This is a genomic window from Polaribacter sp. OB-PA-B3, from assembly GCF_054589375.1.
The window spans coordinates 236,711-253,898 of record NZ_BAAIIX010000004.1 but is presented as its reverse complement, the minus strand read 5'-3'; the positions used below and the strand labels follow the sequence as shown (position 1 = coordinate 253,898).

13 protein-coding genes are annotated in these 17,188 nt (G+C 30.1%); 6 read left to right on the top strand and 7 right to left on the bottom strand.

The window, feature by feature from the left end:
* Positions 1-9 precede the first annotated feature (9 nt).
* The 4 genes from ACYPV9_RS09835 (at position 10) to ACYPV9_RS09820 (ending at position 4,860) form a co-directional block, all read left to right on the top strand.
* Positions 10-396 (top strand): group III truncated hemoglobin, encoded by a 387-nt coding sequence (locus tag ACYPV9_RS09835; protein WP_299066048.1) that lies wholly within the window; start codon positions 10-12, stop codon positions 394-396.
* Between the two features lie 122 nt (positions 397-518).
* Complete coding sequence (locus ACYPV9_RS09830; RefSeq protein ID WP_459743349.1) at positions 519-1,583, top strand: 3-oxoacyl-ACP synthase III family protein; 1,065 nt, start codon at positions 519-521, stop codon at positions 1,581-1,583.
* A 101-nt stretch (positions 1,584-1,684) separates the two neighbouring features.
* Positions 1,685-3,220 (top strand): glutamine-hydrolyzing GMP synthase, encoded by a 1,536-nt coding sequence (gene guaA, locus ACYPV9_RS09825; protein WP_459743347.1) that lies wholly within the window; start codon positions 1,685-1,687, stop codon positions 3,218-3,220.
* A gap of 5 nt (positions 3,221-3,225) precedes the next feature.
* Positions 3,226-4,860: a LysM peptidoglycan-binding domain-containing protein gene (locus tag ACYPV9_RS09820; protein ID WP_459743345.1), complete on the top strand. Its 1,635-nt coding sequence runs from the start codon at positions 3,226-3,228 to the stop codon at positions 4,858-4,860.
* Between the two features lie 78 nt (positions 4,861-4,938).
* Here the strand turns inward: ACYPV9_RS09820 and ACYPV9_RS09815 are convergent, their stop codons facing one another.
* Both ACYPV9_RS09815 and ACYPV9_RS09810 read right to left on the bottom strand, forming a co-directional pair.
* Positions 4,939-5,454: a DUF2892 domain-containing protein gene (locus tag ACYPV9_RS09815; protein WP_299066058.1), complete on the bottom strand. Its 516-nt coding sequence runs from the start codon at positions 5,452-5,454 to the stop codon at positions 4,939-4,941.
* 107 nt (positions 5,455-5,561) lie between these two features.
* Positions 5,562-8,711, bottom strand: a complete 3,150-nt coding sequence (locus ACYPV9_RS09810) for a cytochrome c biogenesis protein (RefSeq protein ID WP_459743343.1) — start codon at positions 8,709-8,711, stop codon at positions 5,562-5,564.
* A gap of 111 nt (positions 8,712-8,822) precedes the next feature.
* Between ACYPV9_RS09810 and ACYPV9_RS09805 the strand changes: the two genes are divergently transcribed.
* The gene (locus ACYPV9_RS09805) at positions 8,823-9,383 is read left to right on the top strand and encodes a hypothetical protein (protein WP_299066064.1); all 561 of its coding nucleotides are present in this window, start codon (positions 8,823-8,825) and stop codon (positions 9,381-9,383) included.
* Here the strand turns inward: ACYPV9_RS09805 and ACYPV9_RS09800 are convergent, their stop codons facing one another.
* The 4 genes from ACYPV9_RS09800 to ACYPV9_RS09785 all read right to left on the bottom strand — a co-directional run bounded on the left by ACYPV9_RS09800 (position 9,384) and on the right by ACYPV9_RS09785 (position 14,495).
* The gene (locus ACYPV9_RS09800; protein ID WP_459743340.1) at positions 9,384-10,154 is read right to left on the bottom strand and encodes a TIGR03915 family putative DNA repair protein; all 771 of its coding nucleotides are present in this window, start codon (positions 10,152-10,154) and stop codon (positions 9,384-9,386) included.
* Entirely contained in the window at positions 10,155-11,417 is a 1,263-nt protein-coding gene (locus tag ACYPV9_RS09795; RefSeq protein WP_299066069.1) for a putative DNA modification/repair radical SAM protein, read from the bottom strand.
* A gap of 171 nt (positions 11,418-11,588) precedes the next feature.
* Positions 11,589-12,956, bottom strand: a complete 1,368-nt coding sequence (locus ACYPV9_RS09790; protein WP_459743338.1) for an NAD-dependent succinate-semialdehyde dehydrogenase — start codon at positions 12,954-12,956, stop codon at positions 11,589-11,591.
* 6 nt (positions 12,957-12,962) lie between these two features.
* A complete protein-coding gene (locus tag ACYPV9_RS09785) occupies positions 12,963-14,495 on the bottom strand; it encodes a GH3 family acyl-acid amido synthetase (protein ID WP_459743336.1) in 1,533 nt (510 codons plus the stop codon).
* A 180-nt stretch (positions 14,496-14,675) separates the two neighbouring features.
* Here ACYPV9_RS09785 and ACYPV9_RS09780 point away from each other — a divergent pair, with 180 nt between their 5' ends.
* Complete coding sequence (locus ACYPV9_RS09780) at positions 14,676-15,014, top strand: hypothetical protein (RefSeq protein ID WP_459743334.1); 339 nt, start codon at positions 14,676-14,678, stop codon at positions 15,012-15,014.
* A gap of 42 nt (positions 15,015-15,056) precedes the next feature.
* On the opposite strand, the gene scpA is transcribed toward ACYPV9_RS09780, so the two are convergent.
* Positions 15,057-17,120: a methylmalonyl-CoA mutase gene (scpA, locus tag ACYPV9_RS09775; RefSeq protein ID WP_299065082.1), complete on the bottom strand. Its 2,064-nt coding sequence runs from the start codon at positions 17,118-17,120 to the stop codon at positions 15,057-15,059.
* Positions 17,121-17,188 lie beyond the last annotated feature (68 nt).

The window sequence follows — 17,188 nt, the reverse complement described above, 5'->3', positions numbered from 1 at the left end:
TCATTGCTAATGATTGAAAGAGACATTTCTTCTAGAAAAGATATAAAATTAATTATTACAAAATTTTACGATTTACTTTTAAATGATGTAATAATGATTCCTTTTTTTGAAGATATTGTAATTAAGAATCATTTAAATGAACATTTAGAAATTATTTCAGATTTCTGGAATGATATTTTGTTTCAAACAACTTCTTATAAAAACAATACAATGCAAAAACATATAGATAAAAATGCATTTATTAAGTTTAAAAAAGAACATTTTGCAATTTGGACATCGTATTTATTTACTACTATTGATGCAAATTTTTCTGGAGAAGTTGCAGAGCAAATGAAAAATAGAGCTACTTCTATTGCTACAGTTATGCAGTTAAAAATGAATTTATACAAGTCTTAAACAGCCTTTGTATAGCTTTTAATTGTTAGTAAAATTCTCATTTGAACTTTCCAATACTATGCATGCATAGTAAATTTAAATAAAATAGCTTTCTTACTTTTGAGAAATAAACCTCTTAAGATATGATTTCATCTAAAATTACTGGTACAGGAAGCTATATTCCTTCTTTAAAAGTAGAAAATAATACGTTTTTAAACTCAGAATTTTTAAATAATGATGGTTCAAATTTTTCTGCAGACAATAATGTTATTATAGAAAAGTTTAAAGATATAACAGGTATCGAAGAAAGACGTTATGCAAAGCCAGAAATAAATACTTCTGATATGGCTTTTTTTGCTGCAGAAAAAGCAATATCAGACGCCAATATAAATCCAGAAGAATTAGACTATATAATTTTAGCTCATAATTTTGGGGATTTAAAAAAAGATCAAATTCAGGGTGATGCACTACCAAGTTTAGCGAGTAGGGTAAAACATAAGTTAGATATTAAAAACCCTAATTGTGTTGCGTATGACATACTTTTTGGATGCCCAGGTTGGGTAGAAGGTGTTATACAAGCTCAAGCATTTATTAAAGCCGGAATAGCAAAAAAATGTTTGGTAGTTGGTGCAGAAACATTGTCTAGAATTGTAGATAAACATGATAGAGATTCTATGATATATAGCGATGGTGCTGGCGCTTGTATAGTAGAGCAAACTTTAGAAGATGATTCTGGGATTATTAGTCATGCAACTCAAACATTTGCAAATGATGAAGCTTATTTTTTACATTTCGGTAAATCTTATAATTTAAATGAAACCGACAATACACAATACATAAAAATGTATGGAAGAAAAATTTACGAGTTTGCAATAACAAATGTACCTGCAGCCATGAAAACTGCTTTAGATAAAAGTGGTTACGGAATTAATGATGTTAAAAAGATTTTTATTCATCAAGCTAATGAAAAAATGGATGAGGCAATTGTAAAACGATTTTATAGATTGTTTAAAGAAAAAGTGCCAGAAGCAATTATGCCAATGAGTATTCATAAATTAGGTAATAGTTCTGTGGCTACAGTGCCCACGTTATTAGATTTGGTTTTAAAAGGTAATATAGAAAATCAAACAGTTGCAAAAGGAGATGTAGTAATTCTTGCATCTGTTGGTGCTGGTATGAATATCAATGCAATTGTTTATAAAATTTAATCTTAAAGTGCGAATTCTATTCAAAATGAACGAATTCTAATTTATCGTAAAAAATATCGATTTCAGTATTTGAAATTTAAACTGAAATAGTATTTTTGCGCATGCAACAACACAACGTACTTATTTTAGATTTCGGATCGCAATACACACAACTTATTGCAAGAAGAGTTAGAGAATTAAACATTTATTGTGAAATTCATCCTTACAACCATCCACCAAAAAATCAATCAGAATTTAAAGCAATTATCTTATCAGGTAGTCCTAATTCTGTTAGAGGAGAAAATGTTTTACATCCAGATTTAACAGATCTTAGAGGGAAAAAGCCAATGCTAGCTGTTTGTTATGGCGCACAATATTTGGCTCATTTTTCTGGCGGAAAAGTAGCACCTTCTAACACTAGAGAATATGGAAGAGCAAATTTATCTTATGTAAAAGGTAATGAAACTTTTTTTGACAACATTTCTGAAGGTAGCCAAGTTTGGATGAGTCACTCAGACACAATTAAAGAATTACCAACAAATGGCGAGTTATTGGCTAGTACAAAAGATGTAGAAAATGCCGCTTATAAAATTAAAGGTGAAGATACTTACGCGATTCAATTTCATCCAGAAGTTTATCACTCTACAGATGGTAAACAATTATTAGAAAATTTTCTTGTAAAAATTGCGGGTGTAGCTCAAACCTGGACTCCAGATTCTTTTGTAGAAAGCACAGTAAACGCTATCAAAGAAAAAGTAGGTAGCGACAAGGTAGTTTTAGGACTTTCAGGAGGTGTAGACTCTACAGTAGCAGCAGTTTTACTAAACAAAGCAATCGGAGAAAACTTATACTGTATTTTTGTAAACAACGGTCTTTTACGTAAAAATGAATTCGAAAGTGTACTGGCACAATACGAAGGAATGGGATTAAATGTAAAAGGAGTAGATGCATCGGCACGTTTTTTGAAAGCACTAGAAGGAATTTCTGATCCAGAGAAAAAAAGAAAAGCTATAGGAAATGCGTTTATAGAGGTTTTTGATGATGAAGCAAATCAAATAAAAGACGTAACTTGGTTAGCACAAGGAACAATTTATCCTGATGTTATCGAATCGGTTTCTGTAAATGGAGGACCATCGGCAACTATTAAGAGTCATCATAATGTTGGCGGATTGCCAGATTATATGAAATTAAAAATTGTAGAGCCTTTACGTATGATTTTTAAAGATGAAGTAAGAAGAGTAGGAGCTTCAATGGGAATTGATTCTGAATTGTTAGGACGTCATCCATTTCCAGGCCCAGGTTTAGGAATTCGTATTTTAGGAGATATAACAGCAGAAAAAGTAAGGATTTTACAAGAAGTTGATGCTGTATTTATAAACGGATTAAAAGAAGACGGTTTGTACGATAAAGTTTGGCAAGCAGGAGCAATGTTGTTGCCTGTAAACTCTGTTGGCGTGATGGGTGATGAAAGAACATATGAAAAAGTTGTTGCTCTAAGAGCTGTAGAAAGTACCGATGGTATGACAGCAGATTGGGTAAATTTACCGTATGAATTTTTACAAAAAACATCAAATAAAATAATAAATCAAGTAAAAGGCGTTAATAGAGTAGTGTACGACATTAGTTCTAAACCACCTGCAACTATAGAATGGGAATAAAATATATGAAACATCTTAAATTTTTTGTTTTTCTGTGTATTCTAACGTTTACCGTATCATGCGGTCAGCAAAAAAAATACATTCAATATAAAGTAAAAGAAGGAGAATCTATTGGTGAGATTGCTAAGAAATTAGATATGAAAACCAAAGATTTATTGCGCCTTAATCCTGATGTAGATAAAAATCCGGATGCAAATACTGTAATCATTATTCCTAACAAGAATATGAATTCCGTAAGTAATTCTATTTCAAAAGAAAAGGATGAAAATGCGACAGAAGATAATTTTAAAGTAAAGGAAACAGAAAACTTAGATGTTGATTTAATATCAGAAAAAGAAAAACAAAGAAGTTTGTTAATTTCTGAGTTAGAAAAAAAATTCAAAATTCACGAAGTTAAAAAAGGAGATACTTTTTATAGCTTAACAAGGTTTTACAATGTTTCTAGAGAAGAGTTAATCAAATTAAACCCAGAATTAAATGATGGTTTAAAACTTGGACAACTTATAAAAATTATGCCTATAGAAAATGTTTTTGAAGAAGAACAAGTTTATGTTGATAATATTAAAGATGGTGTTTCTATAGATGCTGCAATTTTATTGCCTTTTAGAGCGCAAGAGTTAGAAGCAAAAACTAGCGATGAAATCTTTGGAAACAGTAGATTGGCAAATATTGTAACAGATTTATATTTGGGTGCAGAAATAGCAATAGATTCGTTAAGAAAACAAGGTGTAGAATTAAATGTAGAAGTTTTTGATACAAGTAGAAATAGTACAAAAATTAAAACAATTGTTGCAGAGAATAATCTTAAGAAGAAAGATGTAATTATTGGTCCTTTGTATTCTGAAGAGGTGGAGTATGTAGCAGATAATGTAAATGCACCTATTGTTTTTCCGGTATATTCTAAAAAACAATCAAAATTTTCTTCTGGCAGAATTATCAAAACGTCTCCAAATAAAAAATTATTTAGAGATAAATTGTTAAGTTATATAGAAGAAAGCTTTCATGACGGAAACATAATTATTGTAGGAGATGGAAAAACAACTTCTAACTTTGATTCTAATAAAATTAGAGAAGTTTTAAAATCACACGATTCTATAAATAGTGTTAGCTTAATTACACCAAAAGATGGTTACATAAAAAAGGAAAAATTTACAGATGTGTTAAAGCCAAACATGAAAAATATTGTTGTATTAACAACAAGCGATAAAATTATTATTGCAAGTGTTATCAATAGTTTAATTAGTTTGCCAGAAGAAACAACTGCATCATTATTTACTTTTGATAAGGTTAGCGCATTTGATAAAATAGACAATTCTAAATTAGCTAAATTAGGTTTTACGTATGTTAGCGATGAGTATGTTAGAGAAGATTCTTACAGTGCCATGGCTTTTAATAAAAGTTATTTAGCTAAAAACGGAGTTTTACCTTCCGCGTATGCAACTAAAGGTTTTGATGTAACATATGATATTTTAATGCGTTTGGCTTCGGGTAAAAGCTTAAAATCTACATTTGATGATGGTTATTCTTACAGAGTAGAAAGTAAGTTTGATTATACAGATAAGCTTTTTAAAATTGTTGAAAATAGAGGTTTGTTTATTGTAAAGTACAATGATGATTTAACGCTAACAAGAATTAAATAATCTTAGAATTTTGAATATAAAAAAATCCGATGAAATATTTTCATCGGATTTTTTTTAATTATAACATGTAAAAAAACTTTAGATTTTTTTCATCTGTTGTTTCATCATTTGCATTTGCTCTTTTAACATACCATGTTTGTCTAGTTTTTTAGCTTCTGCCATTAAATTAGTTGCTTCTCTTTTACGCCTTTTAGTCATTGCAATTCCTGCTAATTGCAATTTTGCCATTGCTAAATCATGATCCATAGATAAGCCAAGTTTTACAGCTTTACGTAAGTATTTTTCTGATTGTGTTATGTTTTTTTGACTTAACATAATTCCATGTAAATAATTATAATAACCTTGTTGCTTAACAATTAATGCAGCCTCAGGGTTTTTAATATAATCTAACCATTTTTTGGTTCCTTCGAAGTTTTGCTTACGAAGTTGTAAAAAAGCAAGTAAAATAAATTCGTTTTTAAAATAAAATAAAACAAAAATTCCTGCTAACAACAAGATTGAAATTCCGTTCATGATATTTCCTTGCACAAATTGGTAAACTGCCCAAACAGAAATTAAACCGGCTAAAATTAATTTAATATTTTTATGAAACATATAATATCTCTTTTGTAATTTCTAGTAAACTAGATTATTTATAGATTGATTTTAAAGCAGCAAAAATACATTTTCTTCTTAAAATATAAAGTTACTTCCTTTTAAATTTATTTTTTATAATATTTTTTGTATTTGATAAATGCAAAACTACCAAGAATTAAAACAAATCCTACAGAATAATATACAGAAGTAGGTGTAATTACTCTATCTCCGCTTGCATAAGAATGTAATCCAGAAAGGTAAAAGTTAACCCCAAAATAAGTCATCATTATAGATGCATAACCAATAATAGACCATAAATTAAAAGTATATCTACCACGTAAACCTGGTATTAAACGCATGTGTAAAATAAAAGCATACACCATAATAGAAATTAAAGCCCAAGTTTCTTTTGGATCCCAACCCCAATAACGACCCCAACTTTCGTTAGCCCACATTCCGCCTAAGAAGTTACCAATCGTAAACATTATCAAACCAACAGTAACTGTCATTTCGTTAATAATGGTAATTTCTTTGATGTTTAAATCCATTTTCTTTTTGTTTTTATCAGTGGTAAAAACCATTAATAAAAGTGCGAAAATTCCTAAAATCATTCCTAAAGAAAGCGGCCCATAACTAGCTACAATAATAGATGTATGTACTAATAACCACCAAGAATTTAAAACGGGCTGTAAATTGGCAATCTCTGGATCTAACCAGTTTTGATGCGCAAAACCTAAAGTTATGGCTACCAAAAATGCAGTTGCCGTAATTGTAAGCGCAGATTTTCGTCCGAAGAAAAGACCAAACAACATCGTTGCCCAAGCAACAAAAATTATCGACTCGTAAGCATTACTCCAAGGCGCATAACCACTTATGTACCATCTAGAAATTAAACTTAAAGTATGAAATATAAACAAGCCAACGACACCAATTGTTAAAACTCTTACAATTGTGTTAATCCATTTTTTAGAATTAAATATTTGCCAGATTACAAAAATCACTAAAAAGATACTTGCATAACCATAATACTTAGATAGCATTTGAAAAGGTTGTATTTTGTTATACGATATTTCTAAATCGATTTTCTTCTCTGTAGGTATAACTTCCGAACCAAATTTTTGTTGAAACTTTTTAATTCCGTCTAAAATTTTATTTGCATCTGTATAATCGCCTGTTTTTTTACCTTTTTGTAAAAAGTTAATATATACTGGTAAAGATTGTCTTACAAAAACAGAATCTGTTCCTTTAAAGTTAGCTGTAGAGGTTTCTGGTTGAGAAACCCACTTATTGTTCTCATCACCAGGAATTGGGTAGATTTTTAGAATTCCGCCGCCAATAGCAGAATATAACAAACCAATTCTTCTGTCAATTTTAATTAGATCTTTTTCAAATTTATTTTTAATTTTTTTCTTTTGAGCTTCTGCTACTTTCTTTTCTATTTTATAAATACCTACTGGCGTTATAAAGTCTGATAAAGAAGCATATTCTGTAGTATCTGCTACACCTAAAAATTCTCTAATTTGGGTATTTCCTTTTTCTAAATAAATTACAGGAACTTCAAACCAAAGTCTTGGATTTTCGATTATAGATAATAAAACCTGACTTGGTTCCATATCTTTAAAGTTTTCTGATTTACTTACCTTTCTTACCAACTCAGATGCAAAAGTGTGAGCAGGTTTCATTCTACCATTATCTTGTATTACCAATTGATTAAAACTATCTGCATGCGCAACATCTACCATATTCGCTTTTAAAATAGAATCTATTTGTTGATTGGTTATTTTAACAGGATTATGACTGTTAGCGTCTGAGTGTTGAGAAAATGTAATAGAAGACAAGAATACAGTAGCAACTATAGACATAGTTAGCTTTTTCTTTCTAATTTTATTTAAGCTCTTTTTAAGTTGATCAAAACGAGTGTTTTTTGCAAAAAGGATACAAATTAAACCAGTATATAATAAAGAGTAACCTAAATAAGTAACAAAAGTTCCTAAGAAATCATGATTTACAGAAAGGTGTGTTTCTTCTTTTCCGTCTGATAAATCATAACTTGCTTGAAAAAATTTATAACCTTTATGATCTAAAATATGGTTCATAAAAATTCTATAATCAAAAGTTTCTTCTGGGTCTATCACGGTAATTTCACTTGCATATGCCGCAGCACTTTCCGAACCAGGATATTTATCTAATTGAAAATCGTTTAATTTTAAACTAAACGGAGTTTCTAAAATTTTTGAACCGTATAATAATCTAAAATTTAAATCACCAACTTTTACTTCTTTGGTTCCTTCAGAATTAAATTTACCACCTTTTATTTCTACTCTTTCGGTTTGGTTATTACTCTTAATATCTAAAACAATAACATCTAAAACTTTATCGCTTTTAGGACCGCTAACAGTTTTCATTATTCCTTTTTCTGCAGGTCTTGGTATTACAAATTGTAACTTACCAATATTGTGTAAAGTTAAATATTGAAAATTTTGTAAAGAATCTTTAACGACTTTGCCTTTCTTTTGATCTGCCATTCTAAACCAATCTCCATCATCTTTAGAAATCATTTTTAGAGCGCCGTCTTTATTTGTAAAATTAATAGAAGCGTTATTATTATCGGCTTCAAAACCAACTAAAACACCATGAATATTTTGTAAAGTTCCTTTTTTAATCCAATGTTCGTGTCTACTACCTTCAGATGATTCAACGAAAAATAAATGTTCGGTTCCGTTTTCATCTTCAATTAATTTTTTTTCTGCCCACGGAATGTAATCAACCAATTCAAACTCAAAATTGATATCATTTTCATTGGTTTTAAAATTATCAGAATAAGACCAAGAATTAGATCCCCAAGCAGAAAGCATAATTGGGGCATTAATTTCTGGTTTTTGTGAAATTCCGTCATCTACAATTGCATTTAAATATGTAGTTTCAGATAAAAATTTATTGGTAGTTTCACCTTCTTCAATTAACATAATACCTTCATAACCGTGATAACGAGTAATACCAGCACCGGCAATTATTAGTAAAAATGCTGCGTGAAACATTAATACTGGCCATTTTTCTTTTTTGTATAATCTGTATCTAAAAATATTACCAAAAAAATTAATAATAAAGAAAATCATTATAGCTTCGAACCACCAAGTATTGTAAACTAGAGCTTTAGAAGTTTGTGTGCCGTAATCGTTTTCTATAAAAGTGGCAATTGCCATTGCAGTGGCAAATAATATAAATAAAAATGCCATTAAACGTGTTGAGTATAGGAAATTGAATATTTTTTTCATCCTTTTGAAATGCTTTTTTAAAAGAGTTACAAATTTAAGCATAAAAGCACAAAAGAACTTCTAGATAGCGGTATATTTATGTATTAAAGTTTTAAAAAAATCACAATATTTATGTCTACATATCATATCATACCAAATTCTATAAAAGATGAAGTTGAAACCGCTTTAAAATACTATCCGCAGTTAAAAAATATTCATATAGAATTTAAATTTAAAAAGAATATTAAAAAATCTACCATGCAAGCAAGACCAACTTTTGATAGTTTTTTTAAGTCTAAAGTAGATCGTAAATTTTTAATATTAATAAGCGAAAAATTTAAAATTTCCGATAAAGAATTTTCTACAAGAGATATTCCTACGGATGTTTTTATTGGTTGGATTGGTCATGAACTTGGGCATATTATGGATTATCAAGATAGAAGTAAATTGAACTTGATTTGGTTCGGAATTAAATATCTTTTTTCTGAAAATCATATTGTAGAAGCAGAAAGAGCTGCCGATAGTTTTGCGGTAAAGCATAAAATGGAATCGTATATTTTAAAAACAAAAGATTTTATTTTAAATAATGCCGATATTTCTGAAGTTTATAAAAAAAGAATTAAAAGATATTATTTGTCTCCAGAAGAAATTATGGTTCTTGTAGAGGAAAGGAATAACTTAAAAGTTGTCTAATTAAGGTTGCTTTTCGCTTAAATATTTCCAGTATCGCTTAGGCACATGTTGTATGTGAAGTTTCATATTTTTTCTTTCTGTAATATTGGTGCTTTTAAAATAGTTCTGCCAAAGTGTTTGAAAATCAAACTCTTCTTCAGAAAAAAAGTTTTTATCAGTTTTAGAAAAATTGAAATTTTTAGGAAATTCCATTTGCATTATTGTTACTTCTTCTAAATCGTAATATAATCCGTAATTTCTTTTAATATCATAAATAACCCACTTTTGGTCTGCATATCTACTTTTAAAGTGTTTAGAAATTAAAGGTAAAACGTTAAAATCTGGTTCTATGTTAGCAAAATAAATTGCGTCTTTTGTGAGTTTAAATCTAACAAAAGCTTCCATTCTATGTTTTTCTCTGCTTACGTTTTTAGCAATTTTTGATGTTTTTAAAACACTATTATTAGTAAAATCTGTATCTACTTTTTTATTACTTTTAAAAATATATGTGATGTAATCTAAGAGTATATTTTCTACACCTGCTTGCTCGCTTAAAAAAGCGTAATAAATTTTGGTAGTGCTAATTGTAGATGCTTTTGTTTTTAAACCTTTCCAAACTCTATCTGCTTTTTCTTTATTGGTAGTAATTTTTTCGTTTTCTGAAAATAAGGCGTTTTGTTGTACAAATTCATTCTGAATTTTAGCGTTTTTAAGTTTATATTCAAAAACGTAAAAAACACAGCATAAAAATCCATCAAAAGAGCCATCGTAAATTAGTGTTTTCTCTTGCATTTAAGAGAATAAATTTAATTGCGGACTTAGTATTTTGTCATATTTACTCTTAGAGTTCTTTAAGATTTTTGCTTTCAATTTCTCTGCCGTTAAATCTCGTCTTTCAAAAATATTACTATCGCAAACTAAGAAGTATTGCGCTCTGTTAAAAGCGATACCTATTTTTTTAAGATGATCCCAATTTAATCTTCTGTATTTTCTTGCCATTAAAATTTTAGCAACAGATTTCATACCAACTCCTGGTATTCTGGCTAACATCCTTTTGTCTGCAGTATTTACATCAACCGGAAATTCATGTAAATTTCTAAGTGCCCAACTTAATTTAGGATCGATATCTAAATCTAAATTTTGATGATTTAGATTTACAATTTCATTAGTTTGAAAACCGTAAAAACGAGTCAACCAATCCGATTGATACAATCGATTTTCTCTTAACATGGGTACTTCTGTACCAATTTTTGGCAATCGATTATCTAAACTTATAGGCACATAACCAGAGTAATAAACCCTTTTTAAGTTATAGTTTTTATAATAATGTTCTGCAGTTTTTAATATTTGAAAATCATTTTCGCCACTTGCACCAACAATCATTTGGGTACTTTGGCCAGCAGGCGCGTATTTAGGCGTACTTTTAATAATTTTCTTTTCGGTTTTATATTGTATGATTTCATTCTTAACCTTATTCATTGGTTTTATAAAATCATCAAAATTTTTATCTGGTGCCAATAACTTTAAACCAGATTTTGTAGGTATTTCTATATTTACGCTTAATCGATCGGCATATAAACCAGCTTCTCGCATCAATTCATCAGAAGCACCCGGAATTGATTTTAAATGGATGTACCCATTAAAATTTTCTTCTAAGCGTAGTTTTTTTGCAACGGCAACTAAACGTTCCATTGTGTAATCTGCACTTTTAAAAATCCCGGAACTCAAAAATAAGCCTTCAATATAGTTTCTTCGGTAAAAATTTATAGTTAAATCAACTACTTCTTGTACTTTAAAGGCGGCACGTTTAACATCATTACTTTTGCGGGTTACGCAATAAGCACAATCAAAAATACAATGATTTGTGAGTAGTATTTTTAATAGCGAAACACATCTACCATCTTCTGTATACGAATGGCAAATTCCCATACCTGTCGCATCACCCAAACCTTTGTTAGTATTTGTTCTTTTACTTCCACTAGAAGAACACGAAACGTCGTATTTAGCGGCGTCAGCAAGTATTTTAAGTTTTTCTAGGGTTCTTGTAAAAGACATAAATTTATGATAATCAGTTTTTTGAGAGTTTTGTTTTAAAATGAAAATAGCTTTGCAATTTACAAAATATTTTAGGGTTCTATAGCCGTAAATTTTAGATTTAACATAAAAAAAATCCAATTTATAAATCGGATTTTTCTTGTGTATTTTAGTTAAATGTTTTTAGATTATTTAATCTATCCAAATAGATTTTGTATTTACAAATTCCTTAATTCCGTAACTAGAGAGTTCTCTTCCGTAGCCACTATTTTTAATTCCTCCAAAAGGCATTCTAGGGTCAGAAGCCACAAGTTTATTAACAAAACTATTTCCGGCTTCTAATTGTAAAGCAATTTTTTCTCCTCTTTTAGAGTTTCCGGTTAAAACACCAGAACCTAAACCAAAGGTAGAATTGTTGGCTAATTCTATAGCTTCGTTTTCATCTTTAGCCTTAATAACAGAAGCAACAGGTCCAAAAAGTTCTTCATCAAAAGCTGTCATACCTGGTTTTAAGTCTGATAAAATTGTTGCCGGATAAAAGGCTCCAATTCTATCAGGAATTTTTCCTCCTAAAACTAACTTGCCACCTTGTTTTATCGTTTTTTCTACTTGTTCATGAATTTCGTCTCTCAAATCAATCCTTGCCATTGGTCCGAAATATACATCTTCATCAGTAGGATTACCTAGTTTTGCATCTTGCATTTTTTTTGTAAATAATTTTAGAAAATCATCATAAATACTCTCTAAAACTATAAAACGTTTTGCAGCAATACAGGTTTGCCCGTTGTTTTGTAACCTACCATAGGTGGCTAAATCTGACGCCTTCTCTAAATCTGCATCATCTAAAATGATATAGGCATCACTACCACCTAATTCTAAAACGGTTTTCTTTAAATTTTCTCCAGCAATTTTGGCAACAGATCTACCTGCGGGTTCGCTACCAGTTAATGTAACTGCAACAATATTTTTATTTTCTATAATGGGTTTAATTAATTTTGATGTAACATTTAAATTGGTAAATGTTCCGTTAGGAAAACCAGCTTCATTAAATGCATCTTCTAAAGCATATGCACAACCTTGTACGTTAGATGCGTGTTTTAAAACTGCAGTATTACCTGTCATTAAAGCAGGTGCAGCAAATCGAATTACTTGATAAAACGGAAAATTCCATGGCATAACAGCTAAAGTAACGCCTAGAGGTTGATAAGTAACATAACTTTTTTGAGCTTCTGTTTCTATAATTTTATCCGCTAATAATTCTTCAATATTATCTGCATAATATCTACAAACCAAAGCACATTTTTCAATTTCTTTTTTAGATTGAGAAATTATTTTTCCCATTTCTTCCGTAGCTAAATTTGCATATTCGTCTTTTTTCTTATCAAAAATATCTGCCAGTTTATGCATTAATTTAGAGCGTTCTTGGTAAGAAGTTTTTTTCCAATTTAAATAAGCTTCATTTGCCTTTTCAATTTTATACAAAGCTTCTTCTTTAGAATCTCTATTATATGTTTTTATTTCTTTTTCCGTTGCCGGATTTATAGTTGTAATAGTTTCCATAATTAATTATTTAAGATGGTTATTATTTACAAAACTTTCCCATTCTGCAAATTTAGACTCTTTCATAACACGTTCCATTTTTACTTGACCGCCTTTTTTCTTATTACTGTCATTCCAATCATAAAATTTTTCTACCGGAATAATGTTTACTTTTACTCCTTTTAAAGCTTTACTTCTAGCTACTTTATAATTTTTGTTAGCGTTTTTTAAATAATTATCTAATTCATTAACAATTTTAGAGTTTTCTTCTTTTAATTCAGTTCCTAAATACCAAGAATGGTAAAATTCCCCATCTTCAAATCTTTTTGCACAAATGGTATATTCAGTTATTTGAGTCGAAAACTTTTCTTCTAAATGTTGAATTGCATCATCCATTTTATTAACAGATAATTGAGAACCAACTGTGTTTAAAAAGAATTTTGTTCTACCCGTAATTTTAATCTCTGCTTTTTCTACATCTGTAAATTCGATTGTATCTCCAATTAAATATCGCCAAGCACCACTAACAGTGCTAATTATTAAAATATAATCTTGATTTAACACTACGTTTTCTAAACTAACTGATGGTGCATTTTGTTTTAAAGAACCATCTTCGTTTATATAATCAGGATTCATGGGTACAAATTCGAAATAAATACCATTTTCTGTATTTAGTTGCATTGCATCTGTTTCTGGTCTGGTTTGTGTTGCAATATATCCTTCGGATGCTAAATATGTATCGATAACAGTTACCGGTTTACCTAATAAAGCTTTAAAACTTTTTTCATAAGGACCAAAAGCGACTCCTCCCGAAGTATAAACTTTTAGATTTGGCCATATTTCATGAATATTTTCTAAATTGTGATGTTCGATTACTTTTTGTAACATCAATTCTATCCAAGCAGGTATACCACTTAAAGCACCAATATCCCAAGATTTGGCATTTTCTGCAATATGATTTACACGTTCATCCCAATCTTCAATTTTAGCAATTTCTTCTCCTGGTTTATAATATCCTTTAAACCAAAACGGAATGTTACTAGCGCTAATTCCGCTAATTTCTCCTTCTAAATGATCATCCTTTTCAGCTAAATCCGTAGAACTTCCCAACATCATAATATCTTTTTCGAAAAAATCTGCTGGTAACTCGAAGTTGTTAAGAGCAGTAACTTGTTTTATTCCAGAACTTCTAATGGCAGAAATCATATCATCGGTAACAGGAATTTTTTTGCTTGTTTTACCAGTCGTACCAGAACTTAATGCAAAATAAGAGGGAGAACCAGTCCAAGTTACATCTTCTTCGCCTTCATGAATTTTGTACCACCAATTTTTATGTAAAGAATTGTAATCGAAATAAGGAACTTCTTTACGAAATGCCTCTTGAATATTCTCTGAATTTAAAATTTCTTCAAAATTATAATGCTTTCCAAATTGTGTTTTTTTAGCAGTTTCTAATAATTTATTTAAAATTTCTTTCTGATTTTCGATGTGGTTTACTTCTGAAGAAAGTGTATCAGTTAAACTGATAATTCCTTTAATAATATTTCCTAAAATAGCCATGATTGATTTGTTTTACACAAATTTAATTGATTGTAAGCTGTAAAGTTGTCGTTAATCAATTTAAAATTAACTCTATCAAGAAAAAATATAGATTATTTATTTGAGTTAATTTTTATATGGATTACGATATTTAGAATTTGACAATGCTTGTAATTTAGTGGAAACTAAAAAATGTATATTATGAACAACGAAGGAACAAATGAATTAGATTTCATTAAAAAATACGAAAACGAAGGTTATACAAATAGTTACAGAGTAGACGGAAATATGTTGATTGAAAACGGATCTGACATGAGGTTTACACCAAACGGAATTAAGGTTGTGGCTAAACACAGATATGAAGGTAACAGTAACCCGTCTGATATGTCTATACTATATGTAATTGAAACGAAAGACGATACTAAAGGAACAATTTTGGTTCCGTATGGTAATACTAACGAAACAGAGACTTTAGAGTTTTTTAATAAAATTCCTGATGAGAATTTTTCTGAATCAGAAAATATTATGTTTAAAAAATAAATAGAATTAAAAAAAGCAACTTTTAAAGTTGCTTTTTTTAAATTATTCAGAAATACTATCTATTAATATGGTTAACATATCTATTGCTGCTTGTGCAATTTTAGTTCCTGGGCCAAAAACCCCAACAGCGCCTGCATCAAATAAATATTGATAATCTTGCGCAGGAATAACACCACCTACAATTACCATAATATCTTCTCTTTCATATGCTTTTAATTCGGCAATTACTTGCGGAACCAAGGTTTTGTGGCCTGCAGCCAAAGAAGATATCCCTAAAATATGCACATCATTTTCTACCGCTTGTTTGGTTGCTTCTTTTGGTGTTTGAAATAAAGGACCAATATCTACATCAAAACCTAAATCGGCATAACCTGTAGCAACAACCTTTGCGCCTCTATCGTGGCCATCTTGCCCCAATTTAGCAATCATTATTCTAGGTCTTCTACCTTCTAGTTCGGCAAATTTATCTGCTAATTCTTTAGCTTCTTTAAATATTTTGTCTTCTTTAATTTCTTTACTATACACACCAGAAATTGTTTTGTGAACAGCTTTATGTCTTCCGAATTCTACTTCTAAAGCGTCAGATATTTCACCTAAAGTTGCTCTGTTTTTAGCAGCTTTAACAGCTAAATCTAATAAGTTTTCTTTACCGGATTTTGCAGCGTTCGTTAAATCAGAAAGTGAAGATTTTACAGCATCATTATTTCTGTCTGTTTTTAATTTATTTAAACGCGCTATTTGAGAGTTACGAACAGCTTCATTATCTACTTCTAAAATATGTAGTGGGTCTTCTTGTGCTAATTTATATTTATTAACACCAACAATTACATCTTGTCCGCTATCAATTTTTGCTTGTTTTTTTGCTGCAGCTTCCTCAATTCTCATTTTCGGAATCCCTTTTTCAATAGCTTTTGTCATTCCGCCTAATTCTTCTACTTCTTGTATAAGTGCCCAAGCTTTATTCGCTATTTCTTCGGTTAACTCTTCTACATAATAACTACCTGCCCAGGGATCTACTGTTTTTGTTATATGAGTTTCTTGCTGAAGGTAAATTTGAGTGTTTCTAGCAATTCTTGCAGAAAAATCTGTTGGTAAAGCAATGGCTTCATCCAAAGCATTTGTGTGTAAACTTTGCGTGCCACCAAATGCTGCAGCCATTGCTTCTATGGTAGTTCTTGCAACATTATTAAAAGGGTCTTGTTCTGTTAAAGACCAGCCACTAGTTTGGCAATGTGTTCTTAAGGCTAAAGATTTTGGATTTTTAGGGTTGAATTGTTTTACAATTTTTGCCCATAACATTCTTGCTGCTCTTAATTTTGCTATCTCTGTAAAGTGATCCATACCAATAGCCCAAAAGAAAGATAATCTTGGTGCAAACAAATCAATATCCATACCCGCATCAATTCCTTTTCTAATATATTCTAAACCGTCTGCTAATGTATAAGCCAATTCAATTTCTGCAGTGGCACCAGCTTCTTGCATATGATAACCCGAAATAGAAATAGAATTAAATTTAGGCATATGATTACTGGTATATTTAAAAATATCAGCAATAATTTTCATGGATGGAGAAGGAGGGTATATGTAAGTATTTCTTACCATAAACTCCTTTAAAATGTCATTTTGAATGGTTCCTGAGAGTTGGTCCAATGAAACCCCTTGTTCTTCTGCTGCTACAATATAAAATGCTAGAATAGGTAATACAGCACCATTCATTGTCATAGAAACAGACATTTTATCTAATGGTATTTGATCAAATAAGACTTTCATGTCTTCTACAGAATCAATAGCAACACCAGCTTTACCAACGTCTCCTTGCACTCTTTCATGGTCAGAATCGTAACCTCTGTGGGTTGCTAAATCAAAGGCAACAGACAAACCTTTTTGTCCTGCTTTTAAATTTCTTCTATAAAAGGCATTGCTTTCTTCTGCGGTAGAAAAACCTGCATATTGTCTAATAGTCCAAGGTCTTCTTACGTACATTGTAGAATAGGGGCCTCTTAAATTTGGTGCAATACCGGCGACAAAGTTTTCGTGTTTAAAACTTTTTTCTTTAAGATTATTATCTTTTAGTAACGATATGTTTTCTACAGATTTTCTACTCATCTTCTAATTTCATTAAATTATATATTTTCGAACCTATATTTTTTGATAATTTTTCTTTTTGCTTAATT